Annotated in this window: 9 protein-coding genes; 7 read left to right on the top strand and 2 right to left on the bottom strand. The window is 73.8% G+C overall.

Going from position 1 to position 17,683, the window contains the following annotated elements:
* Window positions 1–18: 18 nt before the first annotated feature.
* On the bottom strand, window positions 19–4,470 hold the full coding sequence (locus tag OHA30_RS13625) for an ATP-binding protein (protein ID WP_328914099.1): 4,452 nt from the start codon (window positions 4,468–4,470) through the stop codon (window positions 19–21).
* Window positions 4,471–4,620: 150 nt separating this feature from the next.
* Between OHA30_RS13625 and OHA30_RS13620 the strand changes: the two genes are divergently transcribed.
* The 3 genes from OHA30_RS13620 to OHA30_RS13610 all read left to right on the top strand — a co-directional run bounded on the left by OHA30_RS13620 (window position 4,621) and on the right by OHA30_RS13610 (window position 7,199).
* On the top strand, window positions 4,621–5,268 hold the full coding sequence (locus OHA30_RS13620; protein WP_328914098.1) for a GtrA family protein: 648 nt from the start codon (window positions 4,621–4,623) through the stop codon (window positions 5,266–5,268).
* A 344-nt stretch (window positions 5,269–5,612) separates the two neighbouring features.
* The gene (gene tatA / locus OHA30_RS13615; protein ID WP_328914097.1) at window positions 5,613–5,888 is read left to right on the top strand and encodes a Sec-independent protein translocase subunit TatA; all 276 of its coding nucleotides are present in this window, start codon (window positions 5,613–5,615) and stop codon (window positions 5,886–5,888) included.
* Window positions 5,889–6,092: 204 nt separating this feature from the next.
* Complete coding sequence (locus tag OHA30_RS13610) at window positions 6,093–7,199, top strand: PucR family transcriptional regulator (protein WP_328914096.1); 1,107 nt, start codon at window positions 6,093–6,095, stop codon at window positions 7,197–7,199.
* A gap of 630 nt (window positions 7,200–7,829) precedes the next feature.
* Here OHA30_RS13610 and OHA30_RS13605 read toward each other — a convergent pair.
* Window positions 7,830–8,360, bottom strand: a complete 531-nt coding sequence (locus tag OHA30_RS13605) for a MarR family winged helix-turn-helix transcriptional regulator (RefSeq protein ID WP_328914095.1) — start codon at window positions 8,358–8,360, stop codon at window positions 7,830–7,832.
* A gap of 102 nt (window positions 8,361–8,462) precedes the next feature.
* On the opposite strand from OHA30_RS13605, the gene OHA30_RS13600 reads away from it, so the two are divergent.
* The 4 genes from OHA30_RS13600 to OHA30_RS13585 all read left to right on the top strand — a co-directional run bounded on the left by OHA30_RS13600 (window position 8,463) and on the right by OHA30_RS13585 (window position 17,626).
* Window positions 8,463–9,002, top strand: a complete 540-nt coding sequence (locus OHA30_RS13600; RefSeq protein WP_328914094.1) for a YceI family protein — start codon at window positions 8,463–8,465, stop codon at window positions 9,000–9,002.
* Window positions 9,003–9,221: 219 nt separating this feature from the next.
* Window positions 9,222–10,070: a hypothetical protein gene (locus tag OHA30_RS13595; protein WP_328914093.1), complete on the top strand. Its 849-nt coding sequence runs from the start codon at window positions 9,222–9,224 to the stop codon at window positions 10,068–10,070.
* Window positions 10,071–10,112: 42 nt separating this feature from the next.
* Window positions 10,113–12,236 (top strand): flotillin family protein, encoded by a 2,124-nt coding sequence (locus OHA30_RS13590; protein ID WP_328914092.1) that lies wholly within the window; start codon window positions 10,113–10,115, stop codon window positions 12,234–12,236.
* Window positions 12,233–17,626 carry a DNA repair ATPase gene (locus tag OHA30_RS13585; protein ID WP_328914091.1) on the top strand — a complete coding sequence of 1,798 codons (5,394 nt, stop codon included), beginning with the start codon at window positions 12,233–12,235 and terminating at the stop codon, window positions 17,624–17,626. The genes OHA30_RS13590 and OHA30_RS13585 overlap by 4 nt, the downstream gene beginning before the upstream one ends.
* The last annotated feature ends 57 nt before the right edge of the window (window positions 17,627–17,683 follow it).

Below are 17,683 nucleotides of genomic sequence, written 5' to 3'. Positions count from 1 at the left end.
GCGGGGGCACCGCCGCGCTCATACCGCGTTGCCGATCGACGCGTTGGAGCCGTACGCGGTGGCGCCGAAGTACCGCAGCAGCCACTCCTGGTAGAGCCTCACCACGATCCGGTAGCGCCCCGACTCGTGCCGTACGACATCGCGCACTTCGAGGTCCTGGAGCAGTTCCTGCAACCGGCTGCCCCGGTACTCGGCGTTGATCGCCTGGAGGGTGGCGGCCTGGTTCCGCGACGCACGGGCGACGGCCAGCAGCACGTCCTGGTACTCCTTGCTGGTCGCGGCGTCCGGATCGGTGTAGCCGGGGGACTCCAGGTTGTCGAAGTCCTTGACCTCCAGCTGTTCGAGGAAGTCGCCGCGGACCTGCTCGACATCGGCCTCGGTGACGAACGGTACGCGCTCGGAGTTCATGTACTCCACCAACTGCCAGCAGAACCGCTGGATGTAGAAGGGGCTGCCACCGGTCAGCTCGATCACCCGGTCGGCCGCCCGCTCCCGGTAACGGCTGATCTCACGGGTGCCGTCGGTGATCCTGATCGGCCGCTCGATGAGCTTACGGGCCTCGGTGTCCACCAGATACGTGACCCGCTCGGTGGTGAACACCCCGAAGACATTGGGGTCCTCCTGGATCAGCCGGTCCAGCGCGTCCTGCCCGACGATCACCAGATGGAAGATCTGACGCTCGATCAGCGCCTTGAACGACTGCATGAAGGACGACGACAGCATCCCGCGCCTGATCCACAGATCGATGTACTGGAACTCGTCGATCAGTACGGTCAGCGTCGGCGGCCGCCCCCGGTAGCGGTCCCGGTGCGCCTGGATCAACTCGGCGCAGTCGTGCACCGGTTCGGGGCTGCGCAGAAAGGCCGCCTTGGTCAGCCCGTCGGGGATCAGCGGCCCGGCGCCGTGGTCGTCGTCCGGGTCCAGCCGGCGCAGCGCCGCGTGCGCGCCCTCCAGGATGCGCCACATCAGCAGCGCCCGCAGCCGGGTGCCGCCCTCGTCGTCCCGCTCGGGCGAGAGCGTGCCGATGTTGCCGACGTCCACCACCGGCAGACCGTCCAACTCCCGCAGCCGCTTGCACAGATGGTGCCGGATCGAGGACTTGCCCGCGCGCTTCTGCCCGAAGATCGCCACCCCGACCCCGGGGTTGCCCGCCTCCCGCAGCCGGGAGCGGATACGGTCGATGAGGTCGTCCCGGCCGTAGAACATGTCGGGGTCGTGCACCGGCCGCCCGGTCGCGCCGTCCTGGAAGGCGTTGGGGATGCGCCGGAACTCCTCCTCGCGGGCCAGCCGTACGGGCAGATTGGCCACGAACTCCGCCTGCTCGTCGCTGATCCGCAGCCGGTACCGCAGGGTGACCGGCAGCGAGAACGCGCCCACCGCGAAGCCCTGTTCGGTGATCCGCAGCTTCACCGCCTGGATCCGGTGCTCCCCGCCGCGCACCACGGTGGCGATCCGGACGGTGGGCTCGCCGACCGTGTACAGCGTCGGGTCGTCGGCGATCACCAGCTGCGGAGACTCGACCGGGGCCATGCCGGGCGCGTTGGAGACCTTGATCTGCACGGTCACCACTCCGTTGTGCCCGCCGCTGCTCTGCTCCAGGGCCAGGCTCAGTTCGGGCCGCGGCGGCTGGCTGGTCAGCAGATATGTACGCGCCTGCTCGACCAGGTCCTGGATGTGCAGCGCGACCGGCTCGATCAGCCCGACGGCCAGGCTCGTCGGGCCGCGGGCGATGTCGGCGCGCACCTCGGCGGCGGCGCCGCGGGCCAGCCGCAGACAGTTCTCGCGCTCCTCGAAGGACACCTCGCGGCCGAACCGCTGGAGCTCGTACAGGCCGTTGAGCACCCGGTCCAGCGGTTCGTGCAGGGACTCGGGGCTGATCTCGATCAACTCGCGCACCCGGGTGATCGCCGACTCCAGGGCGCCGTCCTCGATGGTGAGCTGGCGCAGCTCGTCGCGGGCGTGCTCGATCTGCCGGCGGTAGCGGTTCCAGCGGTCGCCGACGGACTGCCAGGCGGCCAGCTCGGTGCGCAGCGGCGCCCCGGGCCGCTGGGTCACCCCGAGGTGGTCGGCCGCCGCGTCCAGCAGCGCGGGCCGCCGGGCGAGCGCTTCGAGCACCACCTCCCGGGGCTGCCCGGTGTCCGCGAACAGCGGCGGGAAGAGGTCGAAGACGGCCGTGCCGGAGCGCGTGTACTCCTCTTCGAGCACGTCGGCGACCTTGGCGACCAGCGGGATCGACTCCTCGCGGTCCCTGCGCCGCCGGGGCCCGGTCAGCCGGCCGTTGAGCGAGCGCAGATAGCCGATCAGCGCGGTGCGCACATCGCGCGGCCGGTCGTCGTCCTCGCGCTCGTCGGCGGCGGCCAGCGCCGCGCAGTACAGATCGCGGGCGGACTCCTGCTGCTGCCGGTCGCGCACGATGTCGGCCAGGATGATCAGCCCCAGGCACAGATAGCGCTGCGCGTTGGGCTCGCCCAGCTCACGGGCGAGCACGGAGGCGGAGATGTACGCCTGGACGCTGTTCTCCTCCTGGCCGGTGGCCCGCCACTGCCGGGCGGACTCGGCCATGGTGTTGAGGTCGCCGCGGTTGACCCGGCCCCGGCGCCGCTCGCGGCCCTCCTTCGTGCTGTTGGCCAGCTCCGAGTAGTTCTGCACGACGTAGGTGACCAGGGGAGGGGTGGAGTCGGCGAGGACGTCATTGGCCTCCAGCATCCGTTCCATCCAGTCCGAGGCGTCCTGGCCGCTGTTGTCGCCCTGCCGCAGGGCCGCGATCCGCCGTCTGATCGTCTCGGTCTGCCCGGCGACATGGCCGCGTACCAGCTCCTCGGCGCGGTCCAGGTCGCCGGACAGACCGCGCTGGATCAGCGCGAGCGCCAGACCGCGCTGGGCGGCTTGGTCCTCGGGGTTGAGATCGATCACCGACTGCCAGTCGGCGGTGGCGTCCTGGCCGTCGGCAAGCTTGACGTACGCGATCTGGTGCAGCAGGTGGTAACGCTTGCTGCTGGTCAGATCGCCCCTGCGGGCCTGCCGTTCCAGGCGTTCCAGCGCCTCGGGGTAGCGGCGGGCGCCGGTCAGGAAGTCGATCATGATGTTGTCGAGGGCGTCGCCCGGCCTGATCAGACCGGGGAACTCGGCCTCGACCACCCGCAGCGCCGCCTCGGGCCCGTCGATCCTGCGGGTCAGCCACGCCAGGTCCTTCACGGCGCTCTCCCGCTTGGCGCCGCCGCGTTTGATCGCCTTGCGGTAGGCGGCCTTGGCGCGCTCGAACTCCTTGCCGTGCTCCAGGTTCTTGGCCGTCTGGTAGGTGTCCTCGGCCGCCGCCCGCCCGCTTTTGCGCAGGGCCTCGGCGCGGGCGGCGGGCGCGGAACCGCGGACAGGGGTATGGACCAGGGCCGCGGGTCGTGGCGCGGGCGCCTGCCGGCCGCCGGGCAGCGGCAGCGCGCCCGCCGGTCGCGGCGCCGGGACGGTGACCGGGACCGTCGAGCCCAGCGCGGCCCCTACGTCGGCGCGGGCGTCGTCGTCGTGCCCGGGCGCGTCCCGCAGCTCGCCGAGCCGGGCCCGGGTGCCGGCGGCGGCGTCGAGCAGGACGAGCAGCGCCTGCCAGGCCGCGGGGTCGGCGGCGGGCGCGGTGTGCCGGAAGAGGCGCAGCAGCGCGTAGAGCGCGGTGTCGGGGTCGGCCCGGCGGGCGGAGGTCACCGCCAGTAGCCGCCACGCGGTGACGTCCCCGCCCTCGGCGGCCAGATTGAGATAGCGGTGGGCGGACTCCACGTCCTCCTTGAGGATCGCGAACGCGCCGAGCACCCGGGCGAGCGCGGCGTTGTCCCGCTCGGCGTTCCACAGGTGCAGGGTGCGGGCGTAGCACTTGGCGACCCGGGCGTGCCGGGGGTCCAGCTCGTGCGCCTTGACCGCGTACTGGAAGGAGTCCTTGATCCGCAGCAGTTCGCCGCGGTTCTCCGGGGCGACGTCGATCTCCAGGTCGACCGGGAGCACGGGCAGTTCGGCGACGGTGTCCAGCGCGATGGCGACGGCGGCGGCCCGGGCGGCTTCGGCGGGGGCGGTGACGGGCTGCCGTACGGGGGCGGGCTGCCGTACGGGCTCGGGTACGGCGGCGGGCGCGTGGCCTGCGACGGGCGCGTGGCCCGCGACGGGTTCGGGTACGGCGGCGGGCTCTGCCGGGGTCGGGCCGGGGAGGTGGGGTAAGGCGGCGGGTACGGGCGCGGGCGCTGGCGCGGCCTCCGGGGCGGGCGGGGTCCGGTCGGCGGTCGGGGGTAACGCCCCCTTCGACGGCGGCGACAGCGGCTTGACCATGGCGACGGCGGCCAGCGCGACGGCCACCGGGACGCCGTCCTCCTGACGTACCGTCATCCGGTTCAGGGTCAGCTCCTCCAGCAGCCCTTCGCAGCTGTCCCCGCTGAGCAGGGCGACCCTGACCCACGACCCGACCCGGGCCACCGACTGGATGAACTCCACGTCCATGCGCACCCCCTGCGAAAACCGTATCCCGCGCCCGGCGGGGCCGAGAACCGAGCGGCCGTCGACACCCCGCCGACGGGGGATGTCCGCCCCGTGCGTGCCGTGTCAGCGTCGTGTGGGCGCCGTGTCGGCGGCGCCGGGCACAGTGCTGTCATGGCAGAGAGCAGGGGGACGTCCATGGAGACGACGAGCACCGCGAGGGCGGCGGTTCCGGCGGAGGCACCGGCGGCCGGCGTGCCGGCGGCTCGGGCGGGCGTTCCTGCGCCGGCTCCGACAAAGGCCCCGACGAAGGCCCCGGCTGAGGCTCCCGCGGAGGCCCCGGCGGTTCCGGCCGGCGCGAAGCCGCGCGGGCCGGTCGCCGCGTTCGTACGGTTCGTGGTGTGCGGCGGCGGCGTGAGCCTGCTCTCCAGCGGGGTGCTGCTGCTCGTCGCGGGCCGGGTGCCGTTCGCCGTCGCCAACGCGGTCGTCACCGTGGTGTCCACGCTGCTCGCCACCGAGCTCCACCACCGCTTCACCTTCGGCACGGGAGGCGCGGGATCAGCGGGTTGGCGCATTCACGCCAAGTCCGCGCTCACCCTGGCGGCCGGCTACCTCTTCACCACCGCGGCCGTACTCGCCCTGGGCGCCCTCCACCCGCACCCGTCGCCGCTGCTGACCCAGGCCGTCTACCTCGCCGCCTCCGCGCTCGCGGGTACCGGACGCTTCCTCGTCCTGCGGCTGGTCGTCTTCGCCCGCCGACCGGCCCGGCCGCATTACCGCCACCGCGTGCTGCACCGCGGAAAGGTCACCGTCGCCGCGTGACGACCGAACGGGCGCGCTAAAGCTGTCCCACCGGTCCAGACCATTTGCCGTCCCGGTCGTACGGTCCCGGCCATCCGCCCGCGGGAGTCCGTACGGCGGTACGCGGCGCCCGGACCGCCTCCCTGGGCCGCGTACGGCTGGAAAATCCCTGGTCACACGGGGTTTGGCGCCGTGCGCGGCTCCCGCCGGGGGCCCGGGACGGGGGCGCCGGCCGAAGGGGGGTCTTTCCGTTCACGGCGTTTTTGCGCATGCTTTGAGAACCTGGGTGCCGTCGGCGCCGGCTTTCGGGTGACAATGCGAGAGCCGAAGCATCAGCTGTCGGCCCTTCAACGAAGCGAGGTCCCATGTTGCGAAACGGGCTGGAGCCGGGGCACCTGATCCTGGTGGCGATCGTCGTCATCTTGCTCTTCGGTTCCAAGAAGCTGCCGGAGGCCGCGCGCGGTCTCGGTAAGTCGATGCGCATTCTCAAGTCCGAGGCCAAGGCGATGAAGAGCGACGACGCGCCCGCCGAAGGCAGCGCGCCGACCGCCACGTCGACCCCGGCGCCCGAGGCGATCACCCCGAGCGACGTGGTGACGGCGAGCGAGGCGACCGCGACGCCGACCACCTCCGCCAAGTAGGCCCGCGGGTTCCTTCGAGCCCCGCGAGCCCGTTCGGGATCCCGCGGGCGGCCCGCCGTCCGCAGCCCCGCCCGGAGCCGGGCCCAGGGGCTGCTTCTGTATGCCCTGTTTCCGGGATCCGGCAGTCTTGGTACCTTCTCGGTGTCCGGATGTCGGAAGTGGCGTCCCGACCGAGTCGGCAGGGATGGGGGTCGGGGGGCTGTGGTGGCGTCGGCGGCGGGGGAGGGCGGCGGCGCCGTGCCCGCGGAGTTCGTGGCGGGTTTTCCGGAGTCGCTGGCCGAGATATCGCGCAGTTGCCGCGTGCTCAACCGGGCCGAGCGGGACAGCCGGCGGGTGATCGGCGAGCATGCCGCGGACTCCGGGTTCGGGCTGCGTGAACTGACTGCGGAGCATCTGGCCGCGGCCCGCCGCGCGTGGCCCACGCTGCCGGGAGTGGCCAAGGCCCGGGACGCCGCGGAACTGCGCAGGGTCGGTACGGCCGTGCTTGCCGCCCTCGAAACGGGGGTCGCGGCACTCGCGGAGGGCCACGACCGGGCCCAGCGGCACGCCGTGCGCAGGGCCGAGGCGGCACGGCGGACCTTCGTGGACGATCTGCTGTACGGCCGCAGCGACCCCGGGCGGATCGCCGAGCAGGCCGAGGGCTTCGGGCTGCGGCTGGCCGACCGGCATGTCGTCGCGGTGGCCGCGCCGCCCGAGGGGGAGGCGTACGACGCGACGCATACGCTGCTGCGGCGGATCGAACGCGAGCTGGCCGGGCGGTTCGGCGACCACGACGCGCTGGTCGCGCCCAAGGACGGTCGGCTGGTCTGTATCGCGCCCACCACGCAGCGGCCGACGCTCGACGCCTTCGTGAAGCTCGCCGCCGGCGGCCAGGTCGCGGTCAGCCGGGCGCACAGCGGGGCGGTGGGGGTGGTCCGCTCCTACGAGGAGGCGCTGAGCGCGCTGGATCTCGCGGAGCGGCTGGGTCTGACCGCTCCCGTGCTCAACGCGGCCGATCTGCTGGTCTTCCCCGTGCTGATGCGGGACCGGGCGGCGATGGCGGATCTGGTGCGTACGGTGCTGGGGCCGCTGGCGCAGGCGCGGGGCGGGGCGGAGCCGCTGGTCGAGACGATCACGGCGTACGCGGCCGCGGGCTATGTCAACGCGGAGGCGGCTCGTCGCCTGGACCTGAGTGTGCGGGCGCTGTCGTACCGGCTGGAGCGGATAGCGGCGATCACGGGTTTCGCGCCGGACGACCCCCTCCAGCGCTACACCCTCGAAACGGCAGCCCTGGGCGCCCGCCTCCTCAACTGGCCCACAAAGCCCCTCTAACCACCCCGGCCCCGCGCCCGCCCCTCTTTCCCGCTTTCCCGCCGCGACGGCGAGCACCCCGATGATGCGGACCGGCGGTGCGGAGCCCACCTGCCGGCGGGGCGTCTGGGGGCGGCGGCGAGCCCGCCCCTCTTCCCGCCGCGACGGCGGCTACCCCGACGGCGCATCCCGGCGGTGCTGAGCCCACCTGCCGGTGGGACGTCTGCATGGTCGGTGGCGAGCCCGCCAGCTTTTTCCGCCGCGACGGTGAGCACCCCGATGCCGCAGCTCGGCGGTGCCAAGCCCACCTGCCGGCGGGACGTCGGATACGACCGCGCCGCGCGTGCGCCGGTCCTGCCGGGACTGGGCGGTGTCGCCCCGGCGGCCAGGCGGGTTCGGCACCGCCGGTCCGCGCCGCGTGCGTGCTCGCCGTTGCGGCGGGGAGTTACTGGGCCCTTCGGCCCGCGCTGGGCGCTTACGCGGGGGGTCGCTGCCGCGCCGAGGCAGATTTTTGGGCACCGGCCGCCCCGGGCGCTTCCGCGAGGGTCGCTGCCCCGGCGGCCAGGCGGGTTTGGCGCCCCCGGTCCGCGCCGCGGGGGTTGCTCGCCGTGGCGGCGGGGGGTCTGGGCCTTCGGCCCGGGGTGGCTGGGGTTAGCAGGGGGGTGCGCCGGAGGCGGGGTCGCAGGGGTCGTCCTCCGCCTCCGCGGCCCTCGCCTCCTCGCACTCCGCACGGAGCCCCGCACTGATCGCCAGCCCGATCTCCCGCAACGTGTCCAGCTGCTCCGGCGTCAGGACGTCGAAAAGGTGCTCACGGACCGCCGTGACATGCCCCGGCGCCGCCGCGGCGAGCGCCGCGAACCCCGCGTCGGTCAGCTCGCACACCCACCCCCTGCGGTCGGCGTCCGCCGGCTTCCTCCGCACCCACTCGTTCTTCTCCAGCGCCGCCACCGCGTGCGAGAGCCGGCTGCGCGAGGACTGCGACGCCTCCGCGAGATCGCTCATCCTCAGACATCGCCCGTCCGACTCCGAGAGCCGGACCAGGATCTCGTAGTACGCCATGGGCATGCCGGACTCCCGGCGCATCTGCCGGTCGACATACGCCGAGAACTCCACGCTCGACGTCATGTACGCCCGCCAGATCTCCTGCTCCGCCTCCGTCAGCCACCGCACGTCGCCACTCATGGGTCCAGCATAAGGGTGGTTGAACTTTCAATACCCGAGCGTTATGGTGAGTGAAAGCTCAATCATCTACTGCTTGCCCACGCGCCCCCCGAGGAGCCCCCCATGACCACCGAAGTGATCCCTGGCTACGTCGCCGGCACCTGGAAGATCGACGCCGTCCACTCCGACGTGTCCTTCTACGTCCGCCACCTCGGCGTCTCGAAGGTCCGCGGCCACTTCACGGCCTTCGAGGGCACGATCGTGACCGCAGAGAACCCCCTGGAGTCCTCGGTGAACGCCGTGATCCAGACCGCTTCCGTGAGCACCAACAACGAGGGCCGCGACGCCCACGTGCGCAACCCGGACTTCCTGGACGTCGAGAACTTCCCCGAGCTGACCTTCTCCTCCACCACGATCCGCCCGGAGACCTCCGAGGTCTTCCAGGTCGACGGTGAGCTGAGCCTGCACGGCGTGACGAAGACCGTCACCCTCAAGCTCGAGCTGAACGGCTTCGGCAAGGGCTTCGACGGCAACGCCGTGGCCGGCTTCTCGGCCGCGACCGAGATCAGCCGCAGCGACTTCGGCATCACCGGCGGCGCGGCGGGTGCCGCGGTCGGCGACAAGATCCGGATCGCCCTTGAGGTCGAGGCCGCGCAGGTCTGACCGACCCGCTGCCAGGCCCGACCGGCTCGTACCCCACAGCCACTCACCGGCCGCCCTCCGCGCCACCGCGCGGACGGCGGCCGGTGGCGTTTCGGTTGCGGGCGGTCCAGGACGCCAAGGGCCGTCAAGACTGCCGGAAACCGGAAGTGCCGTTCACCTCTCCCCACTGCGAGGATCGTCACGGCGGTCGAAGAGCCACACGGGGGGAGGCGAGCGGGAATGGGGGAGTTCACCGACGTCGTCCTCGGCTTTCCGACCGTGCTGTTCGGAGGGGCGCTGGTGGTCGTGGTCGGCTTCTGGGGTCTGGTGCTGGTCGGCGGTGCCGACGCGCACGGACCCGGCCACCACGACCACATGGGGTCCGACCACCACGGGGGCCCCGACGGGCACGCGGACGGGGAACACGGCGAGACCGGGCTGCTGGCAGGCGCCGGCCTCGGCGGCGTGCCCGTCACCGTCGTGCTGTCGCTGCTGATCGCCCTCGCCTGGTTCCTGAGCCTGGCCGGCTCCGCCGCCGTCGACGGCCGCGGAGTCCACGGCCCGGTCCGCGCCGCCCTGTCCTGCGCCGTCCTGATCGCCGCGCTGATCGGCTCCTGGGCGCTGACCTGGCTGCTGGTACGGCCGCTGCGCCGCCTCTTCCCCGCCGAACCCGCGCCTTCCCGCGCGGACTTCGTCGGCCTGCTCTGCGTGATCCGCACCGGAAGGGTCACCGACCGGTTCGGCCAGGCCGAGGTCACCGCGGCCGACGGCTCCACCGCGATCGTCCAGGTCCGGCAGAACGGCGAGGACACCTTCACCTCGGGCAGCACCGGGCTGCTCTACGGCTATGAGCCCGAGGGCGAGTTCTTCTGGGTCGCGCCCTTCGACGACCCGGCTGCCGATCCCTTCACGGCCGATCCCTTCGCGAGCGCGGCCGCGGGCGGCACCACGGGCAAACGCCCGGACAAACGTGACGACCAGAGCGCCGGCGAACCCGCGGACCAACCCGCGGCCACCTTCGTGGACCCTCGCGCCGACCGCTCCGCGGGCCCCGACGCCGCTCCGCCGGCCGCGCCCGCCAGCACCTGAGACCCGCTCATATCCGTTAGACCGTATCGAGGTTGATCCGCCATGGATGCCACCGCCATCGGGATCGGCGTACTGCTCGCCGTCCTCGCGCTCATCGCACTCGGAGTTCTCTTCACCGTCAGCCGGCTCTTCCGCAAGGTCGCGCAGGGCCAGGCGCTGATCATCTCCAAGACACGGCAGGTGGACGTCACCTTCACCGGTGCCGTCGTCCTGCCGGTGCTGCACAACGCGGAGTTGATGGACATCTCCGTGAAGACCATCGAGATCCTGCGCACCGGCCGCGAGGGTCTGATCTGCCAGGACAACATCCGCGCCGACATCCACCTCACCTTCTTCGTCCGGGTCAACAAGACCAAGGAGGACGTGGTGAAGGTCGCGCAGGCGATCGGCACCCAGCGGGCCAGCCACCAGGAGACGCTTCAGGAGCTGTTCAGCGCGAAGTTCTCCGAGGCGCTCAAGACCGTCGGCAAGCAGCTGGACTTCGTCGACCTCTACACCCACCGCGAGCACTTCCGCGACCAGATCATCCAGGTGATCGGCACCGACCTCAACGGGTACCACCTGGAGGACTGCGCGATCGACTTCCTGGAGCAGACCCCGCTCACCCAGCTCGACCCGGCCAACATCCTGGACGCGCAGGGCATCAGGAAGATCACCGAGCTGACGGCGATCGAGCATGTGCGGACCAATGAGTTCCAGCGCACCGAGCAGAAGGAGATCACCCGGCAGAACGTCGACGCCCGCGAGACGATCCTGGAGCTCGAACGCCGCCAGGCGGAGGCCGAGATCAAGCAGCGCCGCGAGGTCGACACGATGCGGGCCCGCGAGGAGGCGGCCACCGCCCGGGTCCAGGAGGAGGAACGCCTCGGCGCCCAGGCCGCGTTCCTGCGCACCGAGGAGCAACTCGGCGTCCAGCGCGAGAACCAGGCCCGTGAGGTCGCGGTCGCCCAGAAGAACCGCGAGCGCGTCATCGCCGTCGAGAACGAGCGGATCGAGAAGGACCGCGTCCTTGAGGTGATCGCCCGCGAGCGGGAGACCGAACTCGCCCGTATCTCCAAGGAGAAGGAGGTCGAGGGCGAGCGCCGCGAGGTCGCCGACGTCGTGCGCGAGCGGATCGCGGTGGACCGTACGGTCGCCGAGCAGGAGGAGTCCATCAAGCACCTGCGGCTGGTCCAGGAGGCCGAGCGCGAGCGGCAGGCGCTGATCATCACCGCCGAGGCGCAGGCGCAGGAGCAGCTGGTCAAGGACATCAAGGCCGCCGAGGCGGCCGAGCAGGCCGCGCAGTACAAGGCCCGCGAGACGCTGACCATGGCCGAGGCCCGCAAGCGCGCGGCCGAGATGGACTCGGACGCCAAGATCCGACTCGCCGAGGGCATCAGGGCCGAGGCGGCCGCCGAGGGCCTGGCCGAGGTCGAGGTGCGCGAGCGCGGCGCCGAGGCGATCACCAAGGTCGGTGTCGCGGAGGCCGAGGCCACCTCGGCCCGGCTGAAGGCGGAGGCGGAGGGCGCGCGGCTGCTGTCGCTGGCCACCGCCGAGGGCACCACCGCGCAGGCCTCCGCGGAGGCGGCCATGATCGGCGAGAAGCTCAAGGCCGAGGCCGCGGGCCTCACCGAGAAGGCCGCGGCGATGGCCGCGCTCGACGACGCCTCGCGCGGCCACGAGGAGTACCGGCTGCGGCTCGCCGCCGAGAAGGACATCCGGCTGGCCGGGCTGGACACCCAGCGGCAGATCGCCGAGGCGCAGGCGACCGTACTGGCCACCGGTCTGGAGAAGGCCGACATCAGCATCGTCGGCGGCGACACGGTCTTCTTCGACCGGCTGATGGGCGCGGTCGCGGCCGGCCGCTCGGTGGACACCTTCATCGCCAACTCCGAGACCGTGCAGTCGATGACGGCCCCCTGGACGGACGGCTCCTCCCGCTTCACCGAGGACGCCACCCGCATCCTGTCCTCGCTGGGCGCGAACGCGGGCAACCTCACCGTCTCCGCCCTGCTGGCCCGGCTGATCGCCGACGGCGGACCGCGCACCGCCGGCCTCCAGCAACTCCTGGACCAGGCCCGCGCGCTGGGTCTGGCCGACGCCCCGGTCGCGGCGGCGGCCGCGGCGGTGGCCGGCGGGAGCGCCACGGCGGCCAACGGTTCCGTGAACGGGCTCGTGAAGCAGTGAGCGAGGCGAAGCCGGCACACGCGGCCGGGGACACGGCCCCGGCCCCCGTGCTCGACGCCGACGCGTACGACGTGCTCAGGGACCGGCTCACCGCCGCCGCCCGGGAGCTGTCGGCCAGGGCCGAGGGCCTCAACGCCCGCCGCCAGGAGGTCTTCGGCTCGGCCGAGCTGCGGCTGGACGGCACCGGGCGGGTACGCACGGCCCGGCCCGCGCTGCCCGCCGATGTGGCGCCGGTCGGCCCGTATCTGCTCTTCGCCGCCAACCCGGCCGAGGTCACGGACGTCGGGGACGTCTTCCAGGTGCGCCCGGCGGCGGACGCGGGAGACGGCGGGTCCGGCGACGCGCCGGTCGACGGGCCCGCCGGGCTGCTCGACGACCCCGGTTTCATCCGGGACTTCCGCGAGCTGTACCGCTACTACCGGGAGACCCGGGTGCTGCGGGTGCGGGTCGAGGAAGGGCGGGTGCTGGTCGTCTTCAGGACCGGCCCCGCCGTCACCGACGCGCGCGTGCTGAGCTGGCGGGTCGGCCGCGACGGGAGCTGCGGCTACGAGGGCACCGCCCGGGAGAGCGCGGAGCAGCCCGCCGGCGCCGTGGAGTGGGCGGTCGTCGGCCGGGAGGCGTACGTCGACGGGCGGCGCCCGTACATCGCGCTCACCGCGGCGGACGGCGGCACCCTCGCGCTCGACACCACCGGCGGCAGCCTGACCATCCGCACCGGTGAGACCGTCCACGAGGAGCCGGTCGAGGACGCGTTGCAGTCCCTCGCCGACGCCGAGGCCGCTTACGCCACCGCGGGCCCGCTGGTGCTGCTGCGGGTGCGGCCGTACCGGGAGCACACCGACCGGCACTTCGCCGTCAACACCCGCACCGGGCAGGTCGAGCGGATCGACGCGCTCGGCCGGGCGTGCCTGCGGCTGCCCGACGAGCAGGGCGTGGTCTTCCCCGGCGGTTACGCGCTCGCCACCGGCGGTACCCGTACCTTCGACCTCGGGCCCGAAGTCCCCGGCGAGGAGCTGGAGTTCGAGCGCCTGGTCCGCTCGGCCAACGGCGAGGACGTGCTGTACGTCTTCCACGCCGCCGCCGACGGCCGCCGGCTGCTGCTGCCGTACAACCTCATCCGCAAGGAGGCGGCCGCGCCCCTGCACGTCCAGGGCTGCGCGCTGTACGAGGACGGCACGCTGATCACGCTGCGCCCGGCCGACGGCGGCGAACCGGCCCGGGTGCACACCCTCCAGCGCTGGCACACGCCCTTTCTGTCCGACACCTACGCCGCCGCGCAGCCGGTCGGCGAAGGGCCGCTGGAGCGGATCGGCAACCCCGATCTGGTGCGGGCCGTCTCCGACGCCCTGTCGGTGGCCCGCAGCGCCCTGGAGCCCGGCTCCGCGGCGGCCGTGCACGAGGCGCTGGTCGCCGCCGCCGAGCGGGTGCTCGACCGGCACCACTGGCTGTCCGACCCCGAAACCGGCGATCTGGCCACGCCGTTGGCCGAGGTGCGCGACACCGGACGGCAGGTGCTCGCCGAGTACGCGCGGGTCCGTGAGGCCACCGCGCGGGCCACGGAGGCGATCGACGCGGCGGAGGCGCGGATCGCCGCGCTCGGCCGCCGGGTGCGCGGAGAGGCCGCCGCCACCGCCGACGAGTGGGTGCGGCGGCTGACCGAACTGCGCCGGACACAGGGCCAGTTGATGTCCCTGCGCGAGACGCGGTACGCCGACACGGCACGGCTGGACGCGCTCGACGCCCTGCTGGGCAAGGAGTTGGCGACCGCCGCAGGACGCGCGGCCACACACTTCGCCGACGAGCGGGCCTTCGACGGCTACCGCGCGCGGGTCGCCGAGACCGCCGCCCTGGCCGCCGCGATCGCCACCGCCGCCGACGCCGAACCGCTGGCCGCCGTACTGGACGAGCAGGCCGCCGGGCTGACCACCGTCACCGAGACGGCCGGCACCCTGGAGATCAGCGACGCGACCGTACGCACCCGTATCCTGGCGCTGGCCGCCGATGTGCTCGGCGCGGTCAACCAGGCCAGGGCCGTGCTCGACGGCCGCCGCAGGGAACTGCGCGCCGCCGAGACCGAGGCCGAATTCGCGGCGGAGAGCGCGCTGTTGGCGCAGAGCGTCGGCGGGGCGCTGGCCGCGGCCGACACCCCCGAGCGGTGCGAGGAGCAGCTCGGGCGGCTGCTGGTCCAGGTCGAGAACCTGACGACGCGGTTCGCCGCGGACGGTGAGCGGCTGGCCGCGCTCGACGCCCGGCGCGAGGAGATCCAGCAGACCTTCGCCACCCGCAAGCAGGCACTGGCCGACGAACGGGCCCGCCGCGCCCAGCGGTTGACCGCCTCGGCGGCGCGCATCCTCGACGGGATACGGCGCCGCGCGGCCGCGCTGTCCTCGGCCGACGAGGTCAACACGTATTTCGCCTCCGACCCGATGGCGGCCGAACACCGGCGGATCGCGGGGGAGTTGCGCACTCTCGGCGACCCCGCGCGGGCGGCAGAACTCGACGCGGCCTTCGCCGCCGCCCGCCAGGACACCGGGCGCGCGCTGCGGGACCGGCTCGACCTGTACGAGGACGGGGGCGCCGCGATCCGCCTCGGACGGCACCGGTTCGCCGTCAACACCCAGCCGTTCGAGCCGGCGCTCGTACCGCACGGGGACGGGCTGGCCTTCACGGTCAGCGGCACGGACTATCTCGTACCCGTCCGCGATCCGGCCTTCGCGGCCACCCGCCGCTTCTGGAACCGCCCGCTGCCCTCGGAGTCCCCCGCGCTCTACCGGGCGGAGTACCTGGCGGCGAGCCTCCTGCTGGACACCCTGCCGGGCGGGCCCGGGGGCGGTACGGACGGCGACCTCACCGTACTGGTCCGGGAGGCCGCCGCCGCGCGGCCGGGCGAGGGGTACGAGCGCGGGGTCCACGACCACGACGCGGCGCTGATCCTGCGCGCTCTGACCGGCCTGGCCGCGCGGGCCGACCTGCTGCGCTACCCGTCCGCGACCCGTGCGGCGGCCCAGCTCTTCTGGACCCACGGCACGACGGATCGGACCCGCGCCGCCTGGACCACCCGCGCCCGCTCCCTCACCCGCGCGTCCACGGCCTTCGGCGCGAGCCCCTTGCCGTGGGCGGGCGGGGGTTCCGCCGCAGCCGGGCCCGGCATGCCGGCCCCTGGCGCCGCCCCTTGGCCGACCGTCGGCTCGCAGCCGGGAATCGGTCCGGCGCCGGGCGCGCCCGCCCTCGGCGGAACGGCTTCCGGCCCGCGGCCGGCGCCCGGCTCAGGCGTGGGTCCCCGGCCGGGCCCCGGTGCGGCTGCCGGCTCCCGTACGGCGGCATCCCTCGGGACCGGGCCGACGTCGGGTTCATGGTCGTCCTCCGGGCCGCGGTCGGAGCCTCGCCCGTCGCCGGAGGGGCCCGCCCCCGAGGGGACGGCGTCCGGCCCCGGCTCGCAACCGGCGCCGGGCCGTGTGCCGGGCGCCGCCGGCTTCCGCGCGGGGGCCGACCTGGGCATGTTCGGCCTCGCCGGGACGGCTTCCGGTGCGGGTTCTCGGCCGGCCTCCGGCTCGCAGTCGGGGCTCGGTCCGGCGCCGGGCGGGCCCGGCCGTGGCGCGGCGCCGGACACACTGCGGCAGGGCGGCGACGCCCTCCCGGAGGCGGGCTCGGCGCCAGGCCGTGTGCCGGGCGCCGTCGGCCTTGGCACGGGGGCGGACCTCCGCGGGGGTCGGGGGATCGGGGGCGCGCTGGCCGCGCTCGCCGCAGAGATCGGGGCGGCGGCGGGGGAGTTTCTGGCCGGGGCGGGGGTTCCCGGGCCCGGGCCGGGCGGGGGCTGGGGGACCGAGAGCGACCTCCTCGGCGAGTACCTCGTGGCCGAACTGGCCGCCGCCCGCGGCGGCTTCGCCGAAGGGCCCGCCGCCAGGCGTCTGCGGGAGCGGTTCGCCGAGGCGCTGGGCGGCCCGCAGGGCGTCCCGTACAAGGAGTTCACCGCCGACCTGGAGGCGCTGAGCGGCGATCTGCCCGCCCGCCGCCAGCTCGCGGAGGCGTGGCTGGGCGGGCTGGACGCCGACGAGGGCGACCGCGCCGAGGCCGCCGCCGCGCTGGTCTGCGGCGCCGACCTCGCACGGTACGAGGTGGACGCCGAGGTCGCCCTGACCGTCGACGGTCTGCTCGGCTCCCACCCCCGGGTCGCCCGCGGCCGCCTCGACGTACGCCTGGACGAACTCCTCACCCGGGTACGGCGGTTCCGCGCCGACGACATCCCGGCCTACACCGAGTACCAGCGGCACCGCACCGCCGTGGTCGCCGCCGAGCGGGAACGGCTCGCGCTCGACTCCTACCGGGCCCGGCCGCCGGCCGGCTTCGTCCGCAACCGGCTGCTGGACGAGGTCTATCTGCCGCTCGTCGGGGACAGCCTGGCCAAGCAGTTCGGCCCGTCGGGCGGCCTGCTGATGCTGATGTCCCCGCCCGGGTACGGCAAGACCTCGCTCGTGGAGTACGTCGCCGCCCGGCTCGGGCTCGCGCTGGTCACCGTCTCGGGCCCGGCGCTCGGCACCGGCGTCACCTCGCTCGACCCCGAGCGCGCGCCGGACGCGAGCGCCCGACGCGAGGTGGAGAAGATCGACCTCGCCCTCAGGCTCGGCTCCAACGTCCTGCTCTATCTGGACGACATCCAGCACACCTCGCCCGAACTCCTCCAGAAATTCATCCCGTTGTGCGACGCGCAGCGCAGGATCGAGGGCGCGGAGGGCACTTACGACCTGCGGGGCCGACGCTTCGCCGTGTGCATGGCCGGGAACCCGTACACCGAGTCGGGCGGTCTGTTCCGCGTGCCGGACATGCTCGCGAACCGCGCCGACGTGTGGAACCTCGGCGACGTCCTCACCGGCCGCGAGGCGCTTTTCGCGCTGAGCTACGTGGAGAACGCGCTGACCGCCAACCCCGTTCTCGCGCCGCTGGCCGCCCGCGACCGGGCCGACCTGGAGATCCTGGTCCGCCTCGCCCAGGGCGACCCGACAGCCCGCGCGGAGGACCTGAACCACCCGTACTCCGCCGCCGAACGCGCCGAAGTCCTGGCCGTGCTGCGGCACTTGCTGCGGGCGAGGGACACGCTGCTGACGGTCAACGCCGCGTACATCGCCTCCGCCGGGCAGTCCGCGGCCGCGCGCACCGAGCCGCCGTTCCTGCTCCAGGGCTCGTACCGCAACATGACCAGGCTGGCCGGGCGGATCACCCCGACCATGAACGACGCCGAACTGGAGGCGGCCGTGACCGACCACTACCGGGCGGAGGCGCAGACGCTGGCGGCGGGCGCGGAGGCGGCGCTGCTCAAGCTCGGCGAGCTGCGCGGCACGCTCACGGACGAACAGGCCGCGCGCTGGGCGGAGTTGAGGGCGACCTACCGCTGATCGCGCTGATCGCACGGGCCCTCGACGTACCGCGCGGAGCCCTGTCGTACGGACCGC

Origin of the sequence: Streptomyces sp. NBC_00223 (assembly GCF_036199905.1) — a bacterium.
GTDB lineage: Bacteria > Actinomycetota > Actinomycetes > Streptomycetales > Streptomycetaceae > Actinacidiphila.
The sequence above is the reverse complement of the archived record's forward strand: the minus strand, read 5'-3'. Positions and strand labels throughout refer to the sequence as shown.

Excerpts from the sequence above, each read along its gene's own strand:
- OHA30_RS13625 (WP_328914099.1), bottom strand. The coding sequence starts at position 4,470 with ATGGACGTGGAGTTCATCCAGTCGGTGGCCCGGGTCGGGTCGTGGGTC.
- OHA30_RS13620 (WP_328914098.1), top strand. The coding sequence starts at position 4,621 with ATGGCAGAGAGCAGGGGGACGTCCATGGAGACGACGAGCACCGCGAGG.
- tatA (WP_328914097.1), top strand. The coding sequence starts at position 5,613 with ATGTTGCGAAACGGGCTGGAGCCGGGGCACCTGATCCTGGTGGCGATC.
- OHA30_RS13605 (WP_328914095.1), bottom strand. The coding sequence starts at position 8,360 with ATGAGTGGCGACGTGCGGTGGCTGACGGAGGCGGAGCAGGAGATCTGG.
- OHA30_RS13600 (WP_328914094.1), top strand. The coding sequence starts at position 8,463 with ATGACCACCGAAGTGATCCCTGGCTACGTCGCCGGCACCTGGAAGATC.
- OHA30_RS13595 (WP_328914093.1), top strand. The coding sequence starts at position 9,222 with ATGGGGGAGTTCACCGACGTCGTCCTCGGCTTTCCGACCGTGCTGTTC.
- OHA30_RS13590 (WP_328914092.1), top strand. The coding sequence starts at position 10,113 with ATGGATGCCACCGCCATCGGGATCGGCGTACTGCTCGCCGTCCTCGCG.